This window comes from Sorangium sp. So ce295, assembly GCF_051527405.1.
Lineage (GTDB): Bacteria > Myxococcota_A > Polyangia > Polyangiales > Polyangiaceae > Sorangium > Sorangium cellulosum_B.
On sequence record NZ_CP150324.1, the window covers coordinates 3,875,499 to 3,890,017 of the forward strand.

The following is a 14,519-nucleotide window of genomic DNA, read 5'->3' on the forward strand; positions in this document are numbered from 1 at the left end:
GATGGGCGGCGCGCTCGATGTGAACGAGTTCGTGGCCGGCTACCTCGTCGAGGTGGAAGAGCACCTCTCCGCGTCGATGGCCAACCTCCTCGCCGTCGAGGCGGCCCTCCGCGCCGGCGAGTCGAGCCCCAAGGCGATCCGGGAGCTCTTCCGCGCCCTTCACACCATCAAGGGCCTCTCCGCCATGGTCGGCGTGGAGCCGATCGTGGATCTCGCCCACGCGATGGAGACCGTGCTCCGGGCGGCGGACCGGGCGGCCGGGAGCCTCTCCGCCTTGTCGATCGAGGTCCTGCTCCGCGGGCTCCGGTCCATCGAGGAGCGGGCGCGGGCCCTCGCCGAGGGCAAGCCGGTGCTGCCGGCGGCGCCCGAGCTCCTCGCCGCGCTCACCGCGCTCGATCTCGCCGCCGCGCCGACGCCGCCCGTGCCGACCATCGGCGCCGATCCCGAGATCCTCGCGAAGCTCGGGCCTGGCGAGCGGGTGCAGCTCGCGCAGGGCGTGGCCGGCGGGCGGCGCGCGCTGCGGGTCGACTTCGTCCCCTCGCCGGCGCGCACCGCCGAGGGGGTGAACATCACGACCGTCCGCGAGCGCGTCGGCAAGCTCGCCGAGATCGTCAAGGTCGTCCCGCTCTCGGTGCCGGCCAGCGATGGGGCGCCGGGCGGCATCGTCTTCGCGCTCCTCGTCCTCACGAGCGCGCCCGACGAGGAGGTCGCGCGCGCGGCGGCGGCGGATGGCGTCCGCGCGCTCACCGTGGAGCCCCCCGTCCCGCCGGCCGTCGCGGCGCTGGCGGAGCGCGAGCCGGACGAGCCGGCGGACCGGGAGCCCCAGCTCCGAGGCGTCGTCCGCGTCGAGGTGGCGCGCCTCGACGACGCGCTCGACAAGCTCTCGGCGCTGGTCGTGACGCGGTTCCGGCTCGCTCGGGCGGCCGCCGAGCTGCGCGCCCGCGGGGTCGACACCCGCGATCTGTCGGAGATCCTGCGCGAGCACGACCGGACGCTGCGCGACCTCCGCGGCGCCATCATGCGCGCGCGCATGATCTCCGTGGCGGAGCTCCTCGAGCGCGTGCCGCTCGTCGTCCGCGGCCTCGGACGCGCGACCGGCAAGCAGGTCCGGCTCGAGATCGACGCCGGCAAGGCCGAGCTCGACAAGGCGGTCGCGGAGCGCGTCTTCCCTGCGATCGTGCACCTGCTCCGCAACGCCGTCGATCACGCGATCGAGCCGCCCGCCGAGCGGCGGCGCCTCGGCAAGCCCGAGGAGGGCGTCGTCCGGGTCTCCTGCTTCGAGCGCTCCAGCAACCAGCTCGAGCTCGGCGTCGCCGACGACGGCCGCGGCATCGATCGCGCGCTGGTCGCGAGGCGGGCCGGCCGCCCCGCGCCCGAGAGCGAGGCGGCGCTGCTCGACCTCATCACGCTCCCCGGGCTGTCGACGCTCGATCAGGCGACGAAGACCAGCGGCCGCGGGCTCGGGATGGACATCGTGCGCCGCATCGCGGTGGAGCAGCTCAGCGGCGAGCTCTCGGTGAGCACGTCGCCCGGCGCCGGCACCACCTTCACCCTCCGGATCCCGCTCACGTTGACCATCGTGGACGCCTTCTCCTTCCTGTGCGGTGACCAGCTGTTCGTGACGCCCGTCGCGGGCGTCGAGGAGGTCATCGAGATCGACGCCGCGCGCATCCTCCGCGGCCCAGCGCCTGGCCAAGCGCGGGGCGGGACGATGTTGCCAGGCCTGGGCGAAGCGCGGGGCGGGACGATGTTGCCAGCGCCGGGCGAAGCGCGGGGCGGGACGATGCTGCCAGCCGTGGGCGAAGCGCGGGGCGGGACGATGCTGCCAGCCGTGGGCGAAGCGCGGGGCGGGACCATGTTGATCGAGCGCCGCGGCGAGGTCGTGCCCCTCGTCGACCTCGGCGCCCTCTTCGAGCTCGGGGCCTCGCCGGCGCGCAGGGCGCTCGTCGTTCGTCGCCACGGCGCGCCCTTCGCGTTCGGCGTGACCCGCGTGATCGGCCAGCAGGAGGTGGTCGTGCGGCCGCTCGAGGACCCGCTCGTCCGGGTGCCGGGCGTGTCTGGCTCGACGGATCTCGGCGACGGGCGCCCCACGCTCGTCCTCGACCTCGTGACCCTCAGCGGCAGGCTCTCCGCTGGCCGCGGCGGTCGCGGCGCGCTCGTCCGGTGGGCCTCGTGAGCGATCTGCACGTGGTCCTGAAGGTGGCGGACACCGAGTACATCATCTCGGCGGCGGACGTGCTCCACATGGAGTCGTTCGCCGGGGCGACCCGGGTGCCGGGGGCGCGATCGTACGTCGGCGGCCTGGTGCAGATCCGGGGCCGCGTGGTCCCGGTCGTGGATCTGCGCGTCCGCTTCGGGCTCCCGAGCGCGGAGCCGACGCTGGACTCGCGCGTCATCGTCGTCCAGCACGGCGGCCGCACCGTGGGCCTCCTGGTGGACAGCGCGCGCGAGGTCGTCAACATCGCCGAGGGCGAGCTGAGGCCGCCCCCCGAGGTCATGGCGGAGGAGAGCGCCGGGTTCGTCAGGGCCGTCGCGAAGCTCGGGGAGCGCCTCGTCATGCTCGTCGACGTCGGCAGGATCATCGGTGAGGAGCAGGATCATGGCATCTGATGCAATCGCGGACATCGACGGCGCGCTCGCGCGGGCGGAGCAGACCGAGCGCGCGCTCCGCCAGGCGGTCGCGACCGTCGCCGGCGTCGAGCAGGCGGCCGCGCGGCTCGCCGCCCTCGGCGCCGAGCAGGCCGCCTCCGGCAAGGAGCAGGGAGCCATGGCGGGGGCGCTCGCGGGCGAGATCGAGGAGGCTGGGGTGGCCGCGCAGGCGCTCGCCCGCTCCGGGCAGCGGGTGGGCGACGCCATCATCGAGGCCGTGAGGGGGACCGAGGGCATGGCGGGCGGCATCGGCGCGCTCGCCCCCGCGCTCGCCAGCGTGAAGGGCGACGCCGACGCGCTCGCCGCCTCGGCGGACACGACCGCGGTCGCGCTCGAGGAGATCGCCCGCTCGGTGAAGGCGGTGAGCGCCAGCGCCGAGGAGCTCGCGTCCTCCAGCGAGGAGCTCCTCAGCGCGGTCTCCGTGACGAGCGGATCGGCCGACGAGGCGGCGGTCCGCGGCGAGAGCAGCGCCGCGGCCATCGAGCAGATCGGGGCCACCATCGAGGAGATGTCGAAGGGCGTCGCGCGCCTCTCGGCCGACGCCAAGGGGGTCGGGGCGCAGATCTCGAGCATGGCCGGGGCCGTCGTGGGCGTGAGCGGCTCCCTCGATCGCGTCGCGAAGGACGCGACCGAGATGGCGAGCGCGGTCGAGGAGACCGCGGCGACCGCCGAGCAGATGGCGCGGTCGATCCGCGGGGTGGCCGACAGCGCGAAGGCGCTCGACGCGAGCGCGTCGACGACCGCGAGCACGATCACGGAGATCGCGAGCTCGGTCGAGGAGGTCGCGGCCACCGCCGAGAAGAACGCGGCGACCATCGAGGCCAACGCGGTCGCCGCCGAGCAGCTCGCGCGGGCCGCGCAGCAGGCCGCGCAGAGCGCCGAGCAGATCAGCGGGCTCGCGGCCGGCAACGCCGCCACGTCGTCGCAGGTCGAGGCCTCGACGCGGCGGATCGTCGCCATCGTCGAGACCGCGCGCGCGACCGCCGAGCAGGGGGTCGCGACCGCGCGCCAGGGCGCCGCGACGGTCGGCCGGTCCATCGCCGGGCTCGGGAGCATCCGGCAGGCGATGGCCGACTCCGCGTCGGTCATGAAGGAGATGGGCAAGCGGGCGGAGGAGATCGGCGACATCGTCCAGACGATCAACCTGATCGCCGACCGCACGAACCTCCTCTCGCTCAACGCCAGCATCGAGGCCGCGCGCGCGGGGGAGCACGGCCGCGGCTTCGCCGTCGTCGCCGAGGAGATCCGCAACCTCGCCGATCGGGCCGCCGTCTCGAGCGCCGAGATCGCCAAGATCGTCCGCGCGCTCCAGGCGAGCGCCCGGGAGGCGGTGGCCGCCTCGAGCGAGGGCGTGAAGGTCGCGGACGAGGGGACCCGGCTGGCGAGCGACGCCGATCGGGCGCTCGCGTCCATCCTGCAGGGGGTCGAGGAGCTCGGCCGCTCGATCCGCGACATCGACCGGGCGAACGCGGAGCAGGTGCAGGCGGTGGCCTCCCTGACCCAGACCGCGTCGCGCATGAGCGACGAGGGCAAGGCGGTCGCGCGCTCCGCGGTCGAGCAGACCAAGGCGATCCAGGCGCTCGCGCAGGGCAGCGCGGAGATGCGGCGCATGGCCCGGCAGACGAAGGACGCGACCGCCGAGCAGGCGCGCGCGCTGCGGGAATCCGTGAAGGCGAACGCGCAGCTCACGTCCACCGCCGAGCGCGTGTCGCGGGCGATGGACGAGCAGGCGACGGGGGCGTTGCAGCTGGCCAAGGTCGCCGCGCAGATGCGCGCGCTGACCCAGCAGACCAACGCCGCCATGGTCGAGCAGACCCGCACCCTGGCCGGGATCACGGCGCTCACGCAGGACGTCACGGGCGCGTCGCAGCGCATGGTCGCCGGCCTCGCGGAGCAGGCGGGCGGCGCGACCGAGATCGCACGAGCGATGGACGACATCCGGCGGGTGTCGGTCCAGTCGGCGCGTAGCATCGGCGAGCAGGCGCGGGCCGCGAAGCAGCTGGAGGCGTCCGCCCGCCAGGTCGCGCGGCTCGCGGCGGCGGTGACCGCCGCGACGGCGGACCAGGGCAAGGCGACGGCGGCCCTGGCAAAAGAGGGGGAGTCCGTGCGCCGGATCGCCAGGCAGGCGGCGCGGGCCGTGGCCGATCAGGCGGAGGCGAGCATGGCCCTCGCGTCGGGCGCGAACCGGCACACGTCGTCGCTCCAGGCCGCCGAGAAGGGGATCGGCGAGCTCTCGACCCGGAGCGAGCAGCACGCCGCCTCGCTCTCGCGGCTGCGCGACCCGGTCCGGGAGCTGCTCGCCTCCACGGCCAGGCACGCGAGGGACACCGGCGCGATCGCGAGCGACGCAGGCCAGGTGCTCGAGCAGCTCGGCAGGATCCGGCAGGCGAGCGCGGAGCACGCGGACGCGGTCGCGGGCGTCGTCGCGACGTTCGCCCACGCCGTCGCCCACATCAAGGCGAACGGGACGCAGCACCCCACGCCGCCGGAGACAGCATGATCGCTCGTCGACCCGCGCCCACGCTCGCCATCTCGGACGCGGAGCGGCTGCGCGTCGAGCGGGTCGAGCGGCTCGCCGCCTCGGGGCCCCCGGGGGTGCCTGAGCTCGTCGAGATGCTCGCGGATCCGAGCTGGACCGTGCGGCGGGCCGTCGTCGCGTCGCTCGCCGCGCTCGGCGACGCGGCGGTCCACCCGCTCTGCGCGTGCCTCTCTGCACGGCGCGACAGCGAGGCGCGCATCGCCGCCGCGGTCGACGCGCTCGTCGCGTCGCTGGGCGAGGTCGACGCCGCCGTGCTCGCGCTGACCCTGGATCCTCGCCCCGCGCTCGTCGCCGACGCGGCGCAGATCCTCGGCCGCCGCGGCAGCGCGAAGGCCGTCTCCCGGCTCGCGGAGCTCACGTCGCACCCCGACGACAACGTCGCGGTCGCCGCGATCGAGGCGCTCGGCCGGGTCGGCGGCAGGTCCGCGGTCGACTCGCTCGTGGATGCCGTATCGAGTGGAAATTTCTTCCGTGTCTTCCCGGCGATCGACGTGCTGGGCCGGAGCGGCGACCCGCGCGCGACCGACCCGCTGGCGGTCCTCCTCGAGGATCCGCGCTACGTGCTCGAGGCGGCGCGGGCGCTCGGCCGCACCGGCAGCCGCGGCGCCGTGGCGCCGCTGGTGCGCCTCCTCGGGCGGCCGAGCGATGGCGTCGTGCGTGTCGCCGCGGCGGCGCTCGCCGAGCTGCGCGAGCGGTACCGCGAGCGCTACGCGACGGTCGCGCCGATCGACGAGGCGCTCCGGAGCGAGGCGCCGGCGCCCGGCGTGGCGCGGCGGCTCTCCCAGAGCCTCGCGGGCGCGGATCCGGCCGAGCAGGCCGCCCTCTGCAGCGTGCTCGGCGCGATCGGGGGCGAGGAGGCCCTGCTCGAGCTGACGCGCCTGCTCGACGCCGATCCTCCCGTCGCGAGCGCCGCCGCGGAGGCGCTCGGTCAGCTCTCGCGGAGCGCGGACCCGCGGGTGCTCGCGGCGCTGCGCGACGGCGACAGCGCGCGCAGGCTCCTGCTCCTGCCGCTCGTCCGGGGCGTCGCGGCCGCGGGCGACGTGGAGCGCTGCCTCGCCGATCCGGACGCGGAGGTCCGCGCGGCGGCGTGCGACGCGCTCGCGCGCATCGCGGAGCCCGGCTCGGCGCGCGCGCTGTTCCAGCTCCTCGACGACCCGAGCCCCCGCGTGGTCCACGCCGCGACGGCCGCGATCCAGGGCATCGGCGGCCCGGACGTCGAGGCGCTCGCGCTCGCCGCGGCCCGCGACGGGGCCCCGGCCGCGCGGCGGACGGCCCTCCGGATCCTCGGGCACCTCGCGCCTCCGTCGGCGCTGCCGGTCTTCCTCGACAGCCTCTGCGACCCCGACGTGCGGGCGCGCGAGCAGGCAATCCATGGCCTCGCGTCCCTCGCGGCGCCGGCGGCGCTCGACGCGCTCGTCGAGGTCGCGGCCGAACCCACGGCGCGGATCCGGGCCGTGGCGATGCGGGCGCTCGGGCAGTCGCGCCGGGATCCTCGCGTGATCGGCGCGCTCCTCGCGGGGCTCCGCGACGGCGACGCGTGGGTCCGGTACTACGCCTGCCAGTCGCTGGGGAAGCTCGGGTGGGAGGCGGCGGCGGGGGTCATCGCCGAGCGGCTCCGGGACGAGAGCGGCCAGGTGCGCGTGGCGGCGATCGAGGCGCTGTCGGGGATCAAGGGTGATCTCGCGCTCGCGGCGCTGGAGCAGGCGGCCCGGGACGGCGACACGGACATGCGGCGGTCGGCGCTGATCGGGCTCGGCATCGCCGGGCGGGAGGTGTCGCTGCCGACGTTGCTCGACGCGCTCTCGTCCACGGACGTGGCGACCCGGCTGGTCGCGGTCTCGGCCATCTCCGGCTTCTCGTCGCCCGAGGTCCTGCCCGCGCTCGTGCGGGCGGCGAGCGACTCGGACGAGAGCGTGCGGGCGGCCGCGACCAGCTTCATCGCCGGGCGGCCCGGCGTCGAGGCGACGAGGACCCTGGTCGCGCTGCTGGTCACGTCGCGGGCGCAGGGGCCGCTCCTCGCCGCGCTCTCGACGCCCGTGCCGGGCCGGATCGAGGGCATCCTCGACGCGCTGGGGACGGCGGACGACGAGCTCTCGCCGCTCCTGACCGCGGCGCTCGCGCGGATGCGGCTCCCCGGGGCGCACGCCGCGCTCCTCGAGGCGCTCCGGCTGCCGCGCGCGCCGGCGCGGAAGGCGGCCGCCACGACGCTCGCCGCGGTGGCCACCCGCGAGGGCTTCGCGGCGGTCGAGCGCGCCGCGCGGACCGATCCAGATCCCGAGGTGCGGCGCGTGTCCGCGTCCGTCCTCGCGCAGTGGGCCTGATCCCGTGGGCATGACGAGCCGCCTCCCCATCTCTCCGCAGGTCTTCGCGATCTTCAGCGCGCTCGTCGCCGAGAAGATCGGCTTCCACTACGACGCGACCGATCGCGAGCTGCTCGGCGACAAGCTGTCGGCGCGCGCCCTCGACGCCGGCTTCGACTCGCTGCTCGATTACTACTACTTCCTCCGCTACGACCCGGGGGGCGCGGCCGAGATGGACGCGCTGATCGACGGGCTGGTCGTGGGCGAGACGTACTTCTTCCGCGAGCTCGCGCAGCTCGAGCTCGCGGTCTCGGAGTTCGTCGCGCCGCGGGTGGCGGCGGGCGGCCGGCCGCGGATCTGGTCGGCGGCCTGCTCGAGCGGCGAGGAGCCGCTCACGCTCGCGATGCTCCTGGCCGAGCGGGGCCTGCTCGACAAGGTCGAGCTCATCGCGAGCGACGTCAGCGCGCGGGCGCTCTCGCGGGCCCAGGCCGGCGTGCTCGGGCCGCGCTCGCTCCGGAGCAACGCCCCGCCGCCTCCGTTCGCCGAGCGGTGGCTGCAGGTGACGCCCGATCGCGTCGTCGTGAGCGCCGAGCTGAGGCGGGCGATCGACTGGCGGCGGATCAACCTGCTCGACGCGTCCCAGATCGCGGCGCTGGGGCGGCTCGACGTCGTGATCTGCCGCAACGTGCTCATCTACTTCCACGACAACACGGCGCGGTGGGTGGTCAAGAACCTCTCGGGGGCGCTCTCCCCGGGCGGGATCCTCCTGGTCGGGGTCTCCGAGTCGCTCTTCAGGCTCGGCACCGCGCTCGCCTGCGAGGAGCGGGGCGGCGTGTTCCTGTACCGGAACGCGGAGCCATGAGGCGCCCCGCGGTCCGCGTGCTCGTGGTCGACGACTCGGCCTTCGTGCGCAAGGTGCTGCGGCAGGTCCTCGGCGCGAGCTCCTCGATCGAGGTCGTCGACACGGCCATGGACGGCCTCGACGCGCTGGAGAAGATCGCGCGCTACAAGCCGGATGTCGTCACGCTGGATCTCGTGATGCCGAACCTCGACGGCCTCGGCGTGCTCGCGTCGTTGCCGCGCGAGGGCGCGCCGCGGGTGATCGTCGTCAGCAGCGCCGACGCGGACAGCGATCTCGGCGTCAGGGCGCTCCAGCAAGGCGCGACCGATCTCATCGAGAAGCCGACGGCGCTCGCGACCGATCGCCTCTTCGGCCTCGCGGACGAGCTGGTCCGCAAGGTGCTCGCCGCCGCCGAGGCGAAGGTCCACCGCGTGGAGCCGCCGCCCGCGCCGCCGCCCGCGCCTGGCGCGATCCCGGCGCTCTCGCGCACCCAGGTCGTCGTGATCGGCGCGTCGACCGGCGGCCCGCTGGCGCTGACGCGGCTCCTCGCGGCGATGCCCGCCGGGTTCCCGGCCCCCATCGTCGTCGCGCTGCACATCCCCGCTGGCTACACGGAATCGCTGGCGCGCCGCCTCGACGACGGGAGCGCGCTCTCGATCGTCGAGGCGTCGGACGATCTCCCGCTCCGGCCCGGGCTCGTGGTCCTCGCGCGCGGGGGGACGCACATCGAGGTCCGGCGCAACCTGGGGCGCGCCACCGTCTGCTTCCCGGCGACGGCCGGCGCGTCTCTCTATTGCCCGTCCGTGGATCGGCTCTTCGCGAGCGCCGCGGTCGAGTTCGGGCCCGGCGTCCTCGGGGTCGTGCTGACGGGCATGGGGGACGACGGCCTGGAGGGCTCCCGGGCGATCCGCGCGGCGGGCGGGAGGGTCCTCGCGGAGGCCGAGTCGTCCTGCATCGTTTACGGCATGCCCCGCCGCGTGCTGGAGGCCGGGCTCGCCGCGGCCGCGGCGCCGCTCGATCAGATGCCTGCGGCCATCCTGCGGCATCTTTGAGTTCGCAGGTCGCGCCTCGCGCGCCGCGCCTGGTCAAAGCGGCCAGTAGACGACCTTCCCCTCGATCTCCTGGAACGTCGCCGCGTTGCCGTCCTGGGAGACGATGAAGGCGATCCTCTCCGGGTACCCTGCGACGAACGCCGCGGCCGCGCGGTGGCGGGTGCCGCGCGCGTCGAGGCTCAAGCTCGCGTCCATCCGCTGGTCGGGGGTGGCGGCGAAGACCTCGGAGATGATCGCCCTCGGAGGCGGGAGCTTCGCGCCGAACGCGAGCACGTCGAGGGCGTGGCTCATCACGACCGCGCCGTCGACGGTCGTGAGCCGCACGATGAGCTCGAGCAGCCGGCTGACGCGCTCGGATCTCTGCAGCGCGTCTTCCGAGTCCCGCGGCGCTGGCCTCCCCCCGGACGGCTGGCATGGCCCGTCCGGCAGGTGGGTCTCGTGCGCGCCGGCGAGGTCGAGGATGGCCGAGCCGAGGCACAGGGCAGGGGCCAGCCGCTTGACCTCGGTGTCGAGCTGATTGCCCTCTTCCCCGAAGAGCTGCGGCAGGCCCTCGCCGGGCCCCAGGACGACGAGGAGCCCGCCGCGACCGAGCTCGACCATTCCCTCGACGATGCGCAGCAGATAGCCGCGCACGTTGCGGGCGAGCGCGCTCGCCTGGTCCCGCGCGACGGTCCGCTCGATGGAGTCGAGCAGCGGCCGGTTCTTGGGCATCCACGTCCGCACGGCGCCGCGCTCGTAACGGACGACCTCCCATTCGCCGCGGTACACGGCCACGACGCCGGGCTTCGAGGCGACGACGCGCACGAGCTGATCGAGCGCGAACGACGGCCGGCCGTGCGGCACCGCGATGCCGGCGACGGCGAGCGACCCATCGAGCGGCACCACGGCCAGGAAGGCGCGCGGCCACGCGCTCGCCGGGCCCAGGTTGGCCAGGTGCTCCGCGTCGAACGCCACCGGAGACCCGAACCGCACGAGATCCCACGCGGGCTCTCCGGACTCGAACTCGGCGAGGCGCTCGGCGAACACGACGCCGATCGGGTTGAGCCGCCCCTCCTCCGTCGCCATGGACGCGAAGAACAGCGTCTCGATCAGCTGCGTCAGGATCGCGGCGAAGGAGGGCGGCGCCTCGTCGGCGGCGACGCGGGCGCCCGGAGCCAGCTTCTGCGCCGCGAGCGGGGGCTGCCCCTGCAGCTCGAGAAAAGCCGCCGTGACGTCCGCCGGATACTTGGGGCGCATGAGCTCGCTCTACCTCCTCTGCGCCCCCGGTGAGACCGGCGGGCGGCAGGCAGGCCGCTTCTCCGTGCGGGCTACGCGGCCCGACGCGAGCCGCGGCCCTTCCGCTTCGGGGCCTCCGCCTTTCGCACCCTGGATTTGCCGCCTTCTTCCGGCGCTCTTCTCCCGTCCTTCGCGCCGTCGTTCGCGCCGCTGTTCGCTTCGTCGTTCGCGGCCTTCTCGCCCTTCTGTCCGAGGCTCTTCTTGAGAAGCGCGATGAGGTCCACCGTGCCGGTGGCGCGGCGGTGGCGCTCTTCCTCGACAGGCTCCGCGGGCGCCGTCGTGCGGCCGGATTTCACCTTCTTCTCGATGAGCTTCATCACGTCGTCGCGGTACTCGTCCTTGTATTTCTCCGGCTCCCACGCGGTGGCCATCTCGGCCACCAGCCGCTCCGCCATCTCCAGCTCCCGCTTCCCGAGCCCCTTTCCCTGGGCGTCCATCTCGGGCAGGTCGAGCTCCTCATCGGAGCGGAGCTCGTGCGCGAACCGGAGCAGGTTCAGCACGAGCCCTCTGCCGTGAGGCCTCACCGCGGCGATGTGCTCGCGCGTCCGGATCACGACCTTCGCGATACCGACCTTGCCCGTCTTCCGCAGCGCCTCGCGCAGCAGGACATACGCCGTCACCGGCGAGCGCTTCTTGCCGTTCTGGGACGCGGGGGCGAGGAAATACGGTTTGTCGTAGTAGATCGGGTCGATCTCCGAGGCGTCGACGAAGTCGAGGATGTCCACGGTCTGCGTCGCCTCCACGTTCGCGCGGCGCAGGTCCTCGTCGGACAGGACGACATACTCGCCCTTCTCGTAGGGATAGCCGCGGACGATATCGTCCCAGCTCACCGGCTCGCCCGTCTCCCGGTTCACGCGCTCGTAGCGGATCGGCCCCATGGTGCGCCTGTCGAGCTGCGTGAAGTGGAGCTCGTCGGGCTCCTCGGCGGGGTAGAGGGCCACCGGGATCTGCACGAGCCCGAAGCTGATACTCCCTTTCCAGATGCTGCGAGGCATGTGCGCTCCTTCGACCCGGAAGGCGACCCGAGGGCCGCGCCAGGTCCGTCATGGCGAGCAATGCAAGCCGGCGGCCGACGACGCGTCCTCGCTGATCCTGCGCCGCGCGCCCGTCCTGGCCGCCTGGGGGCATCGCGGAACCGGCGCCTCCTGCCGCGCGCTGCCACGGCCGAGGTCGCGTTTCGCCACGGCGGACCGGGCGCGGCGGTGATCGGCGGTGATCGCTGCCCCACGCGCCCTCGCCGGCAGGTTATAACCGGCGCACGACATGCCTCGGCGTTCCCACGATCTTCACGGCGCCGCGCCGGACGAGAGCCGGACAGCGCTGCTCCTCATCGACGTGATCAACGATCTGGACTTCCAGGGAGGTGATCGGCTGCTCGCCCACGCGCTCCCGATGGCGCACCGCATCCGGGCGCTGAAGCAGCGGTGTCGCGACGCCGGCATCCCGGCGGTCTACGTGAACGACAACTTCGGCCGCTGGCAATCCAACTTCCACCGTCAGATCGAGCACTGCCTGGAAGAGGGCGTGCGCGGCCGCGAGATCGCGGCGCTGCTGCGGCCCGGAGAGGACGATTATTTCGTGCTCAAGCCCAAGCACTCCGGCTTCTACGGCACCACGCTGGAGATCCTGCTCGAGTCGCTCGGCGCGCAGACGCTCCTCCTCACCGGCATGGCGGGGAACATCTGCGTCCTGTTCACGGCGAACGACGCCTACATGCGCGATTACCGGCTGCTCGTCCCATCGGACTGCGTGGCCTCCGAGACGGAAGAGGACAACGGCCACGCGCTCCGGCAGATGCAGCGCTTCCTCAAGGCCGACATCACGCCGTCGGACGAGCTCGACCTCGAGCGGCTGCCCGCCTGACACCGGCCGATGCGCGGCGTCAGGCGGGCAGCTGCCCGAGATCAGGTTGGATGACAGCGCGTCACGCTCAGGCGACGGCTCTCTGCTTCGACGAGATCCCCTCTTCGGTGAGGACCGCGACGTCGGTCGCGCCGCCGCGCTCGAGGATCTGCTTGCGGTGATCGCTGCCCCACGCGCCCTCGCCGGCAGGTTATAACCGGCGCACGACATGCCTCGGCGTTCCCACGATCTTCACGGCGCCGCGCCGGACGAGAGCCGGACAGCGCTGCTCCTCATCGACGTGATCAACGATCTGGACTTCCAGGGAGGTGATCGGCTGCTCGCCCACGCGCTCCCGATGGCGCACCGCATCCGGGCGCTGAAGCAGCGGTGTCGCGACGCCGGCATCCCGGCGGTCTACGTGAACGACAACTTCGGCCGCTGGCAATCCAACTTCCACCGTCAGATCGAGCACTGCCTGGAAGAGGGCGTGCGCGGCCGCGAGATCGCGGCGCTGCTGCGGCCCGGAGAGGACGATTATTTCGTGCTCAAGCCCAAGCACTCCGGCTTCTACGGCACCACGCTGGAGATCCTGCTCGAGTCGCTCGGCGCGCAGACGCTCCTCCTCACCGGCATGGCGGGGAACATCTGCGTCCTGTTCACGGCGAACGACGCCTACATGCGCGATTACCGGCTGCTCGTCCCATCGGACTGCGTGGCCTCCGAGACGGAAGAGGACAACGGCCACGCGCTCCGGCAGATGCAGCGCTTCCTCAAGGCCGACATCACGCCGTCGGACGAGCTCGACCTCGAGCGGCTGCCCGCCTGACACCGGCCGATGCGCGGCGTCAGGCGGGCAGCTGCCCGAGATCAGGTTGGATGACAGCGCGTCACGCTCAGGCGACGGCTCTCTGCTTCGACGAGATCCCCTCTTCGGTGAGGACCGCGACGTCGGTCGCGCCGCCGCGCTCGAGGATCTGCTTGGCGAGCGCGCGCTCGTTGCTGTCCTCGACGTGGACGGAGATGAGGATGTTGCCGCCCTTGATCTTGCCCTCGTACTGCTTGGCCTCGACCTCGGGGATGCCGAGCCCGATCAGGGCGCCGGTCACGCCGCCGAGCGCGGCGCCTGCGGCGGCGCCGCTCAGCGCGGCCATGATGGGGCCGGCCGCGATGAACGGCCCGAGCCCCGGGATGGCGAGGGCGCCGATGCCGGCGAGCAGCCCGAGGGTCCCGCCGACCGCGCCGCCCGCGCTGGCGCCCGCCGTCGCGCCCTCGGGCGCCTTCGTGTGCTTCTCGTGCGCGAAGTCCCGCGTACCGTGCTTGTCGGGGAAGAGCGCCGAGATGTCGCCGGTCATGAAGCCGGCGCGCTGGAGATCGCCGACGATGATGTCTGCCTGAGCGAGCGAGCTCACGAGGCCAAGGACCGCTTTCTTCGTTGCCATGGTGTCGTCTTCCTTTCGGACCGTTCGTACCGGTTCAGTCAACGTCGACTTCGAGCTGGTTATCGACCCTCTGCACACCCGGGATCCCGAGGGCGATGGCGGCGATGTCGGCCTTCTCCTTGTCGCTCTTCACCGGGCCGCGCAGCGTCACCACCTGCCCCGTCGTGATGATCTTGACGTTCTTCGCGCTCATCGAGAGCGCGTCGTTCGCGATCACCGCCTGCCGGATCTTCTGGGTGATCGTGCGATCGGCCTCGTTCTCGCCCTGGTCCCCGGGGGTCAGCGCGGCGGGATCGCGATCGCGATCGTTCTTGCCTGTGTTGTCGGCGGCCGTCGGCGTGGGGTTGTTCGCCCGCTGGGCGATCTCGCCTGGAACTGCGGGATTGCCGTCCGAGCGAGTCGTGCCTTCCGCTCGATCGCAGCCGGCCGCAGCGGCGATCGAGAGAGGCAGCAGCAGGACGAATTTTGCTGTGTTCATGCCCGGCACCCCTCGCAAGGCCCGGGCCATCCCCGGCGGAGAGCGCCTGTCGGTGCGTGTTCGTGGCCAGGGTGGAGCATGAGCCACGTCACGCCGATGGA

The 14,519-nt window shown here is 73.6% G+C and carries 12 protein-coding genes; 8 read left to right on the top strand and 4 right to left on the bottom strand.

The features are described 5' to 3' along the window. The first annotated feature begins 1 nt into the window (after position 1). The 6 genes from WMF11_RS14860 to cheB are packed head-to-tail and all read left to right on the top strand — an operon-like array spanning position 2 to position 9,381. Positions 2-2,176, top strand: a complete 2,175-nt coding sequence (locus WMF11_RS14860; RefSeq protein ID WP_437977910.1) for a chemotaxis protein CheA — start codon at positions 2-4, stop codon at positions 2,174-2,176. Next, positions 2,173-2,610, top strand: coding sequence for a chemotaxis protein CheW (locus WMF11_RS14865; RefSeq protein WP_437977911.1), 438 nt, complete (start codon positions 2,173-2,175; stop codon positions 2,608-2,610). The genes WMF11_RS14860 and WMF11_RS14865 overlap by 4 nt, the downstream gene beginning before the upstream one ends. Continuing rightward, positions 2,600-5,149, top strand: a complete 2,550-nt coding sequence (locus WMF11_RS14870) for a methyl-accepting chemotaxis protein (RefSeq protein ID WP_437977912.1) — start codon at positions 2,600-2,602, stop codon at positions 5,147-5,149. Before WMF11_RS14865 ends, WMF11_RS14870 begins: the two co-directional genes overlap by 11 nt. Beyond that, positions 5,146-7,509: a HEAT repeat domain-containing protein gene (locus tag WMF11_RS14875; RefSeq protein ID WP_437977913.1), complete on the top strand. Its 2,364-nt coding sequence runs from the start codon at positions 5,146-5,148 to the stop codon at positions 7,507-7,509. Before WMF11_RS14870 ends, WMF11_RS14875 begins: the two co-directional genes overlap by 4 nt. A gap of 10 nt (positions 7,510-7,519) precedes the next feature. Next, positions 7,520-8,350 (top strand): CheR family methyltransferase, encoded by an 831-nt coding sequence (locus WMF11_RS14880; protein WP_437977914.1) that lies wholly within the window; start codon positions 7,520-7,522, stop codon positions 8,348-8,350. Then, the gene (cheB, locus tag WMF11_RS14885) at positions 8,347-9,381 is read left to right on the top strand and encodes a chemotaxis-specific protein-glutamate methyltransferase CheB (RefSeq protein ID WP_437977915.1); all 1,035 of its coding nucleotides are present in this window, start codon (positions 8,347-8,349) and stop codon (positions 9,379-9,381) included. The genes WMF11_RS14880 and cheB overlap by 4 nt, the downstream gene beginning before the upstream one ends. Before the next feature lie 33 nt (positions 9,382-9,414). Here cheB and WMF11_RS14890 read toward each other — a convergent pair whose 3' ends face one another. After that, a complete protein-coding gene (locus WMF11_RS14890; RefSeq protein WP_437977916.1) occupies positions 9,415-10,617 on the bottom strand; it encodes a putative sensor domain DACNV-containing protein in 1,203 nt (400 codons plus the stop codon). 71 nt (positions 10,618-10,688) lie between these two features. Beyond that, on the bottom strand, positions 10,689-11,651 hold the full coding sequence (locus WMF11_RS14895; protein ID WP_437977917.1) for a Ku protein: 963 nt from the start codon (positions 11,649-11,651) through the stop codon (positions 10,689-10,691). Between the two features lie 268 nt (positions 11,652-11,919). Here WMF11_RS14895 and WMF11_RS14900 point away from each other — a divergent pair, with 268 nt between their 5' ends. Next, entirely contained in the window at positions 11,920-12,519 is a 600-nt protein-coding gene (locus WMF11_RS14900) for a cysteine hydrolase family protein (protein WP_437909041.1), read from the top strand. A 208-nt stretch (positions 12,520-12,727) separates the two neighbouring features. Further along, the gene (locus tag WMF11_RS14905) at positions 12,728-13,327 is read left to right on the top strand and encodes a cysteine hydrolase family protein (protein WP_437909041.1); all 600 of its coding nucleotides are present in this window, start codon (positions 12,728-12,730) and stop codon (positions 13,325-13,327) included. A 67-nt stretch (positions 13,328-13,394) separates the two neighbouring features. Here WMF11_RS14905 and WMF11_RS14910 read toward each other — a convergent pair whose 3' ends face one another. Together WMF11_RS14910 and WMF11_RS14915 are read right to left on the bottom strand one after the other, a co-directional pair. Beyond that, positions 13,395-13,940, bottom strand: a complete 546-nt coding sequence (locus WMF11_RS14910) for a DUF3341 domain-containing protein (protein ID WP_437977918.1) — start codon at positions 13,938-13,940, stop codon at positions 13,395-13,397. A 34-nt stretch (positions 13,941-13,974) separates the two neighbouring features. Further along, a complete protein-coding gene (locus tag WMF11_RS14915) occupies positions 13,975-14,418 on the bottom strand; it encodes a BON domain-containing protein (RefSeq protein WP_437909042.1) in 444 nt (147 codons plus the stop codon). Positions 14,419-14,519 lie beyond the last annotated feature (101 nt).

Excerpts from the sequence above, each read along its gene's own strand:
- WMF11_RS14860 (WP_437977910.1), top strand. The coding sequence starts at position 2 with ATGGGCGGCGCGCTCGATGTGAACGAGTTCGTGGCCGGCTACCTCGTC.
- WMF11_RS14870 (WP_437977912.1), top strand. The coding sequence starts at position 2,600 with ATGGCATCTGATGCAATCGCGGACATCGACGGCGCGCTCGCGCGGGCG.
- WMF11_RS14875 (WP_437977913.1), top strand. The coding sequence starts at position 5,146 with ATGATCGCTCGTCGACCCGCGCCCACGCTCGCCATCTCGGACGCGGAG.
- WMF11_RS14880 (WP_437977914.1), top strand. The coding sequence starts at position 7,520 with ATGACGAGCCGCCTCCCCATCTCTCCGCAGGTCTTCGCGATCTTCAGC.
- cheB (WP_437977915.1), top strand. The coding sequence starts at position 8,347 with ATGAGGCGCCCCGCGGTCCGCGTGCTCGTGGTCGACGACTCGGCCTTC.
- WMF11_RS14890 (WP_437977916.1), bottom strand. The coding sequence starts at position 10,617 with ATGCGCCCCAAGTATCCGGCGGACGTCACGGCGGCTTTTCTCGAGCTG.
- WMF11_RS14895 (WP_437977917.1), bottom strand. The coding sequence starts at position 11,651 with ATGCCTCGCAGCATCTGGAAAGGGAGTATCAGCTTCGGGCTCGTGCAG.
- WMF11_RS14900 (WP_437909041.1), top strand. The coding sequence starts at position 11,920 with ATGCCTCGGCGTTCCCACGATCTTCACGGCGCCGCGCCGGACGAGAGC.
- WMF11_RS14905 (WP_437909041.1), top strand. The coding sequence starts at position 12,728 with ATGCCTCGGCGTTCCCACGATCTTCACGGCGCCGCGCCGGACGAGAGC.
- WMF11_RS14910 (WP_437977918.1), bottom strand. The coding sequence starts at position 13,940 with ATGGCAACGAAGAAAGCGGTCCTTGGCCTCGTGAGCTCGCTCGCTCAG.
- WMF11_RS14915 (WP_437909042.1), bottom strand. The coding sequence starts at position 14,418 with ATGAACACAGCAAAATTCGTCCTGCTGCTGCCTCTCTCGATCGCCGCT.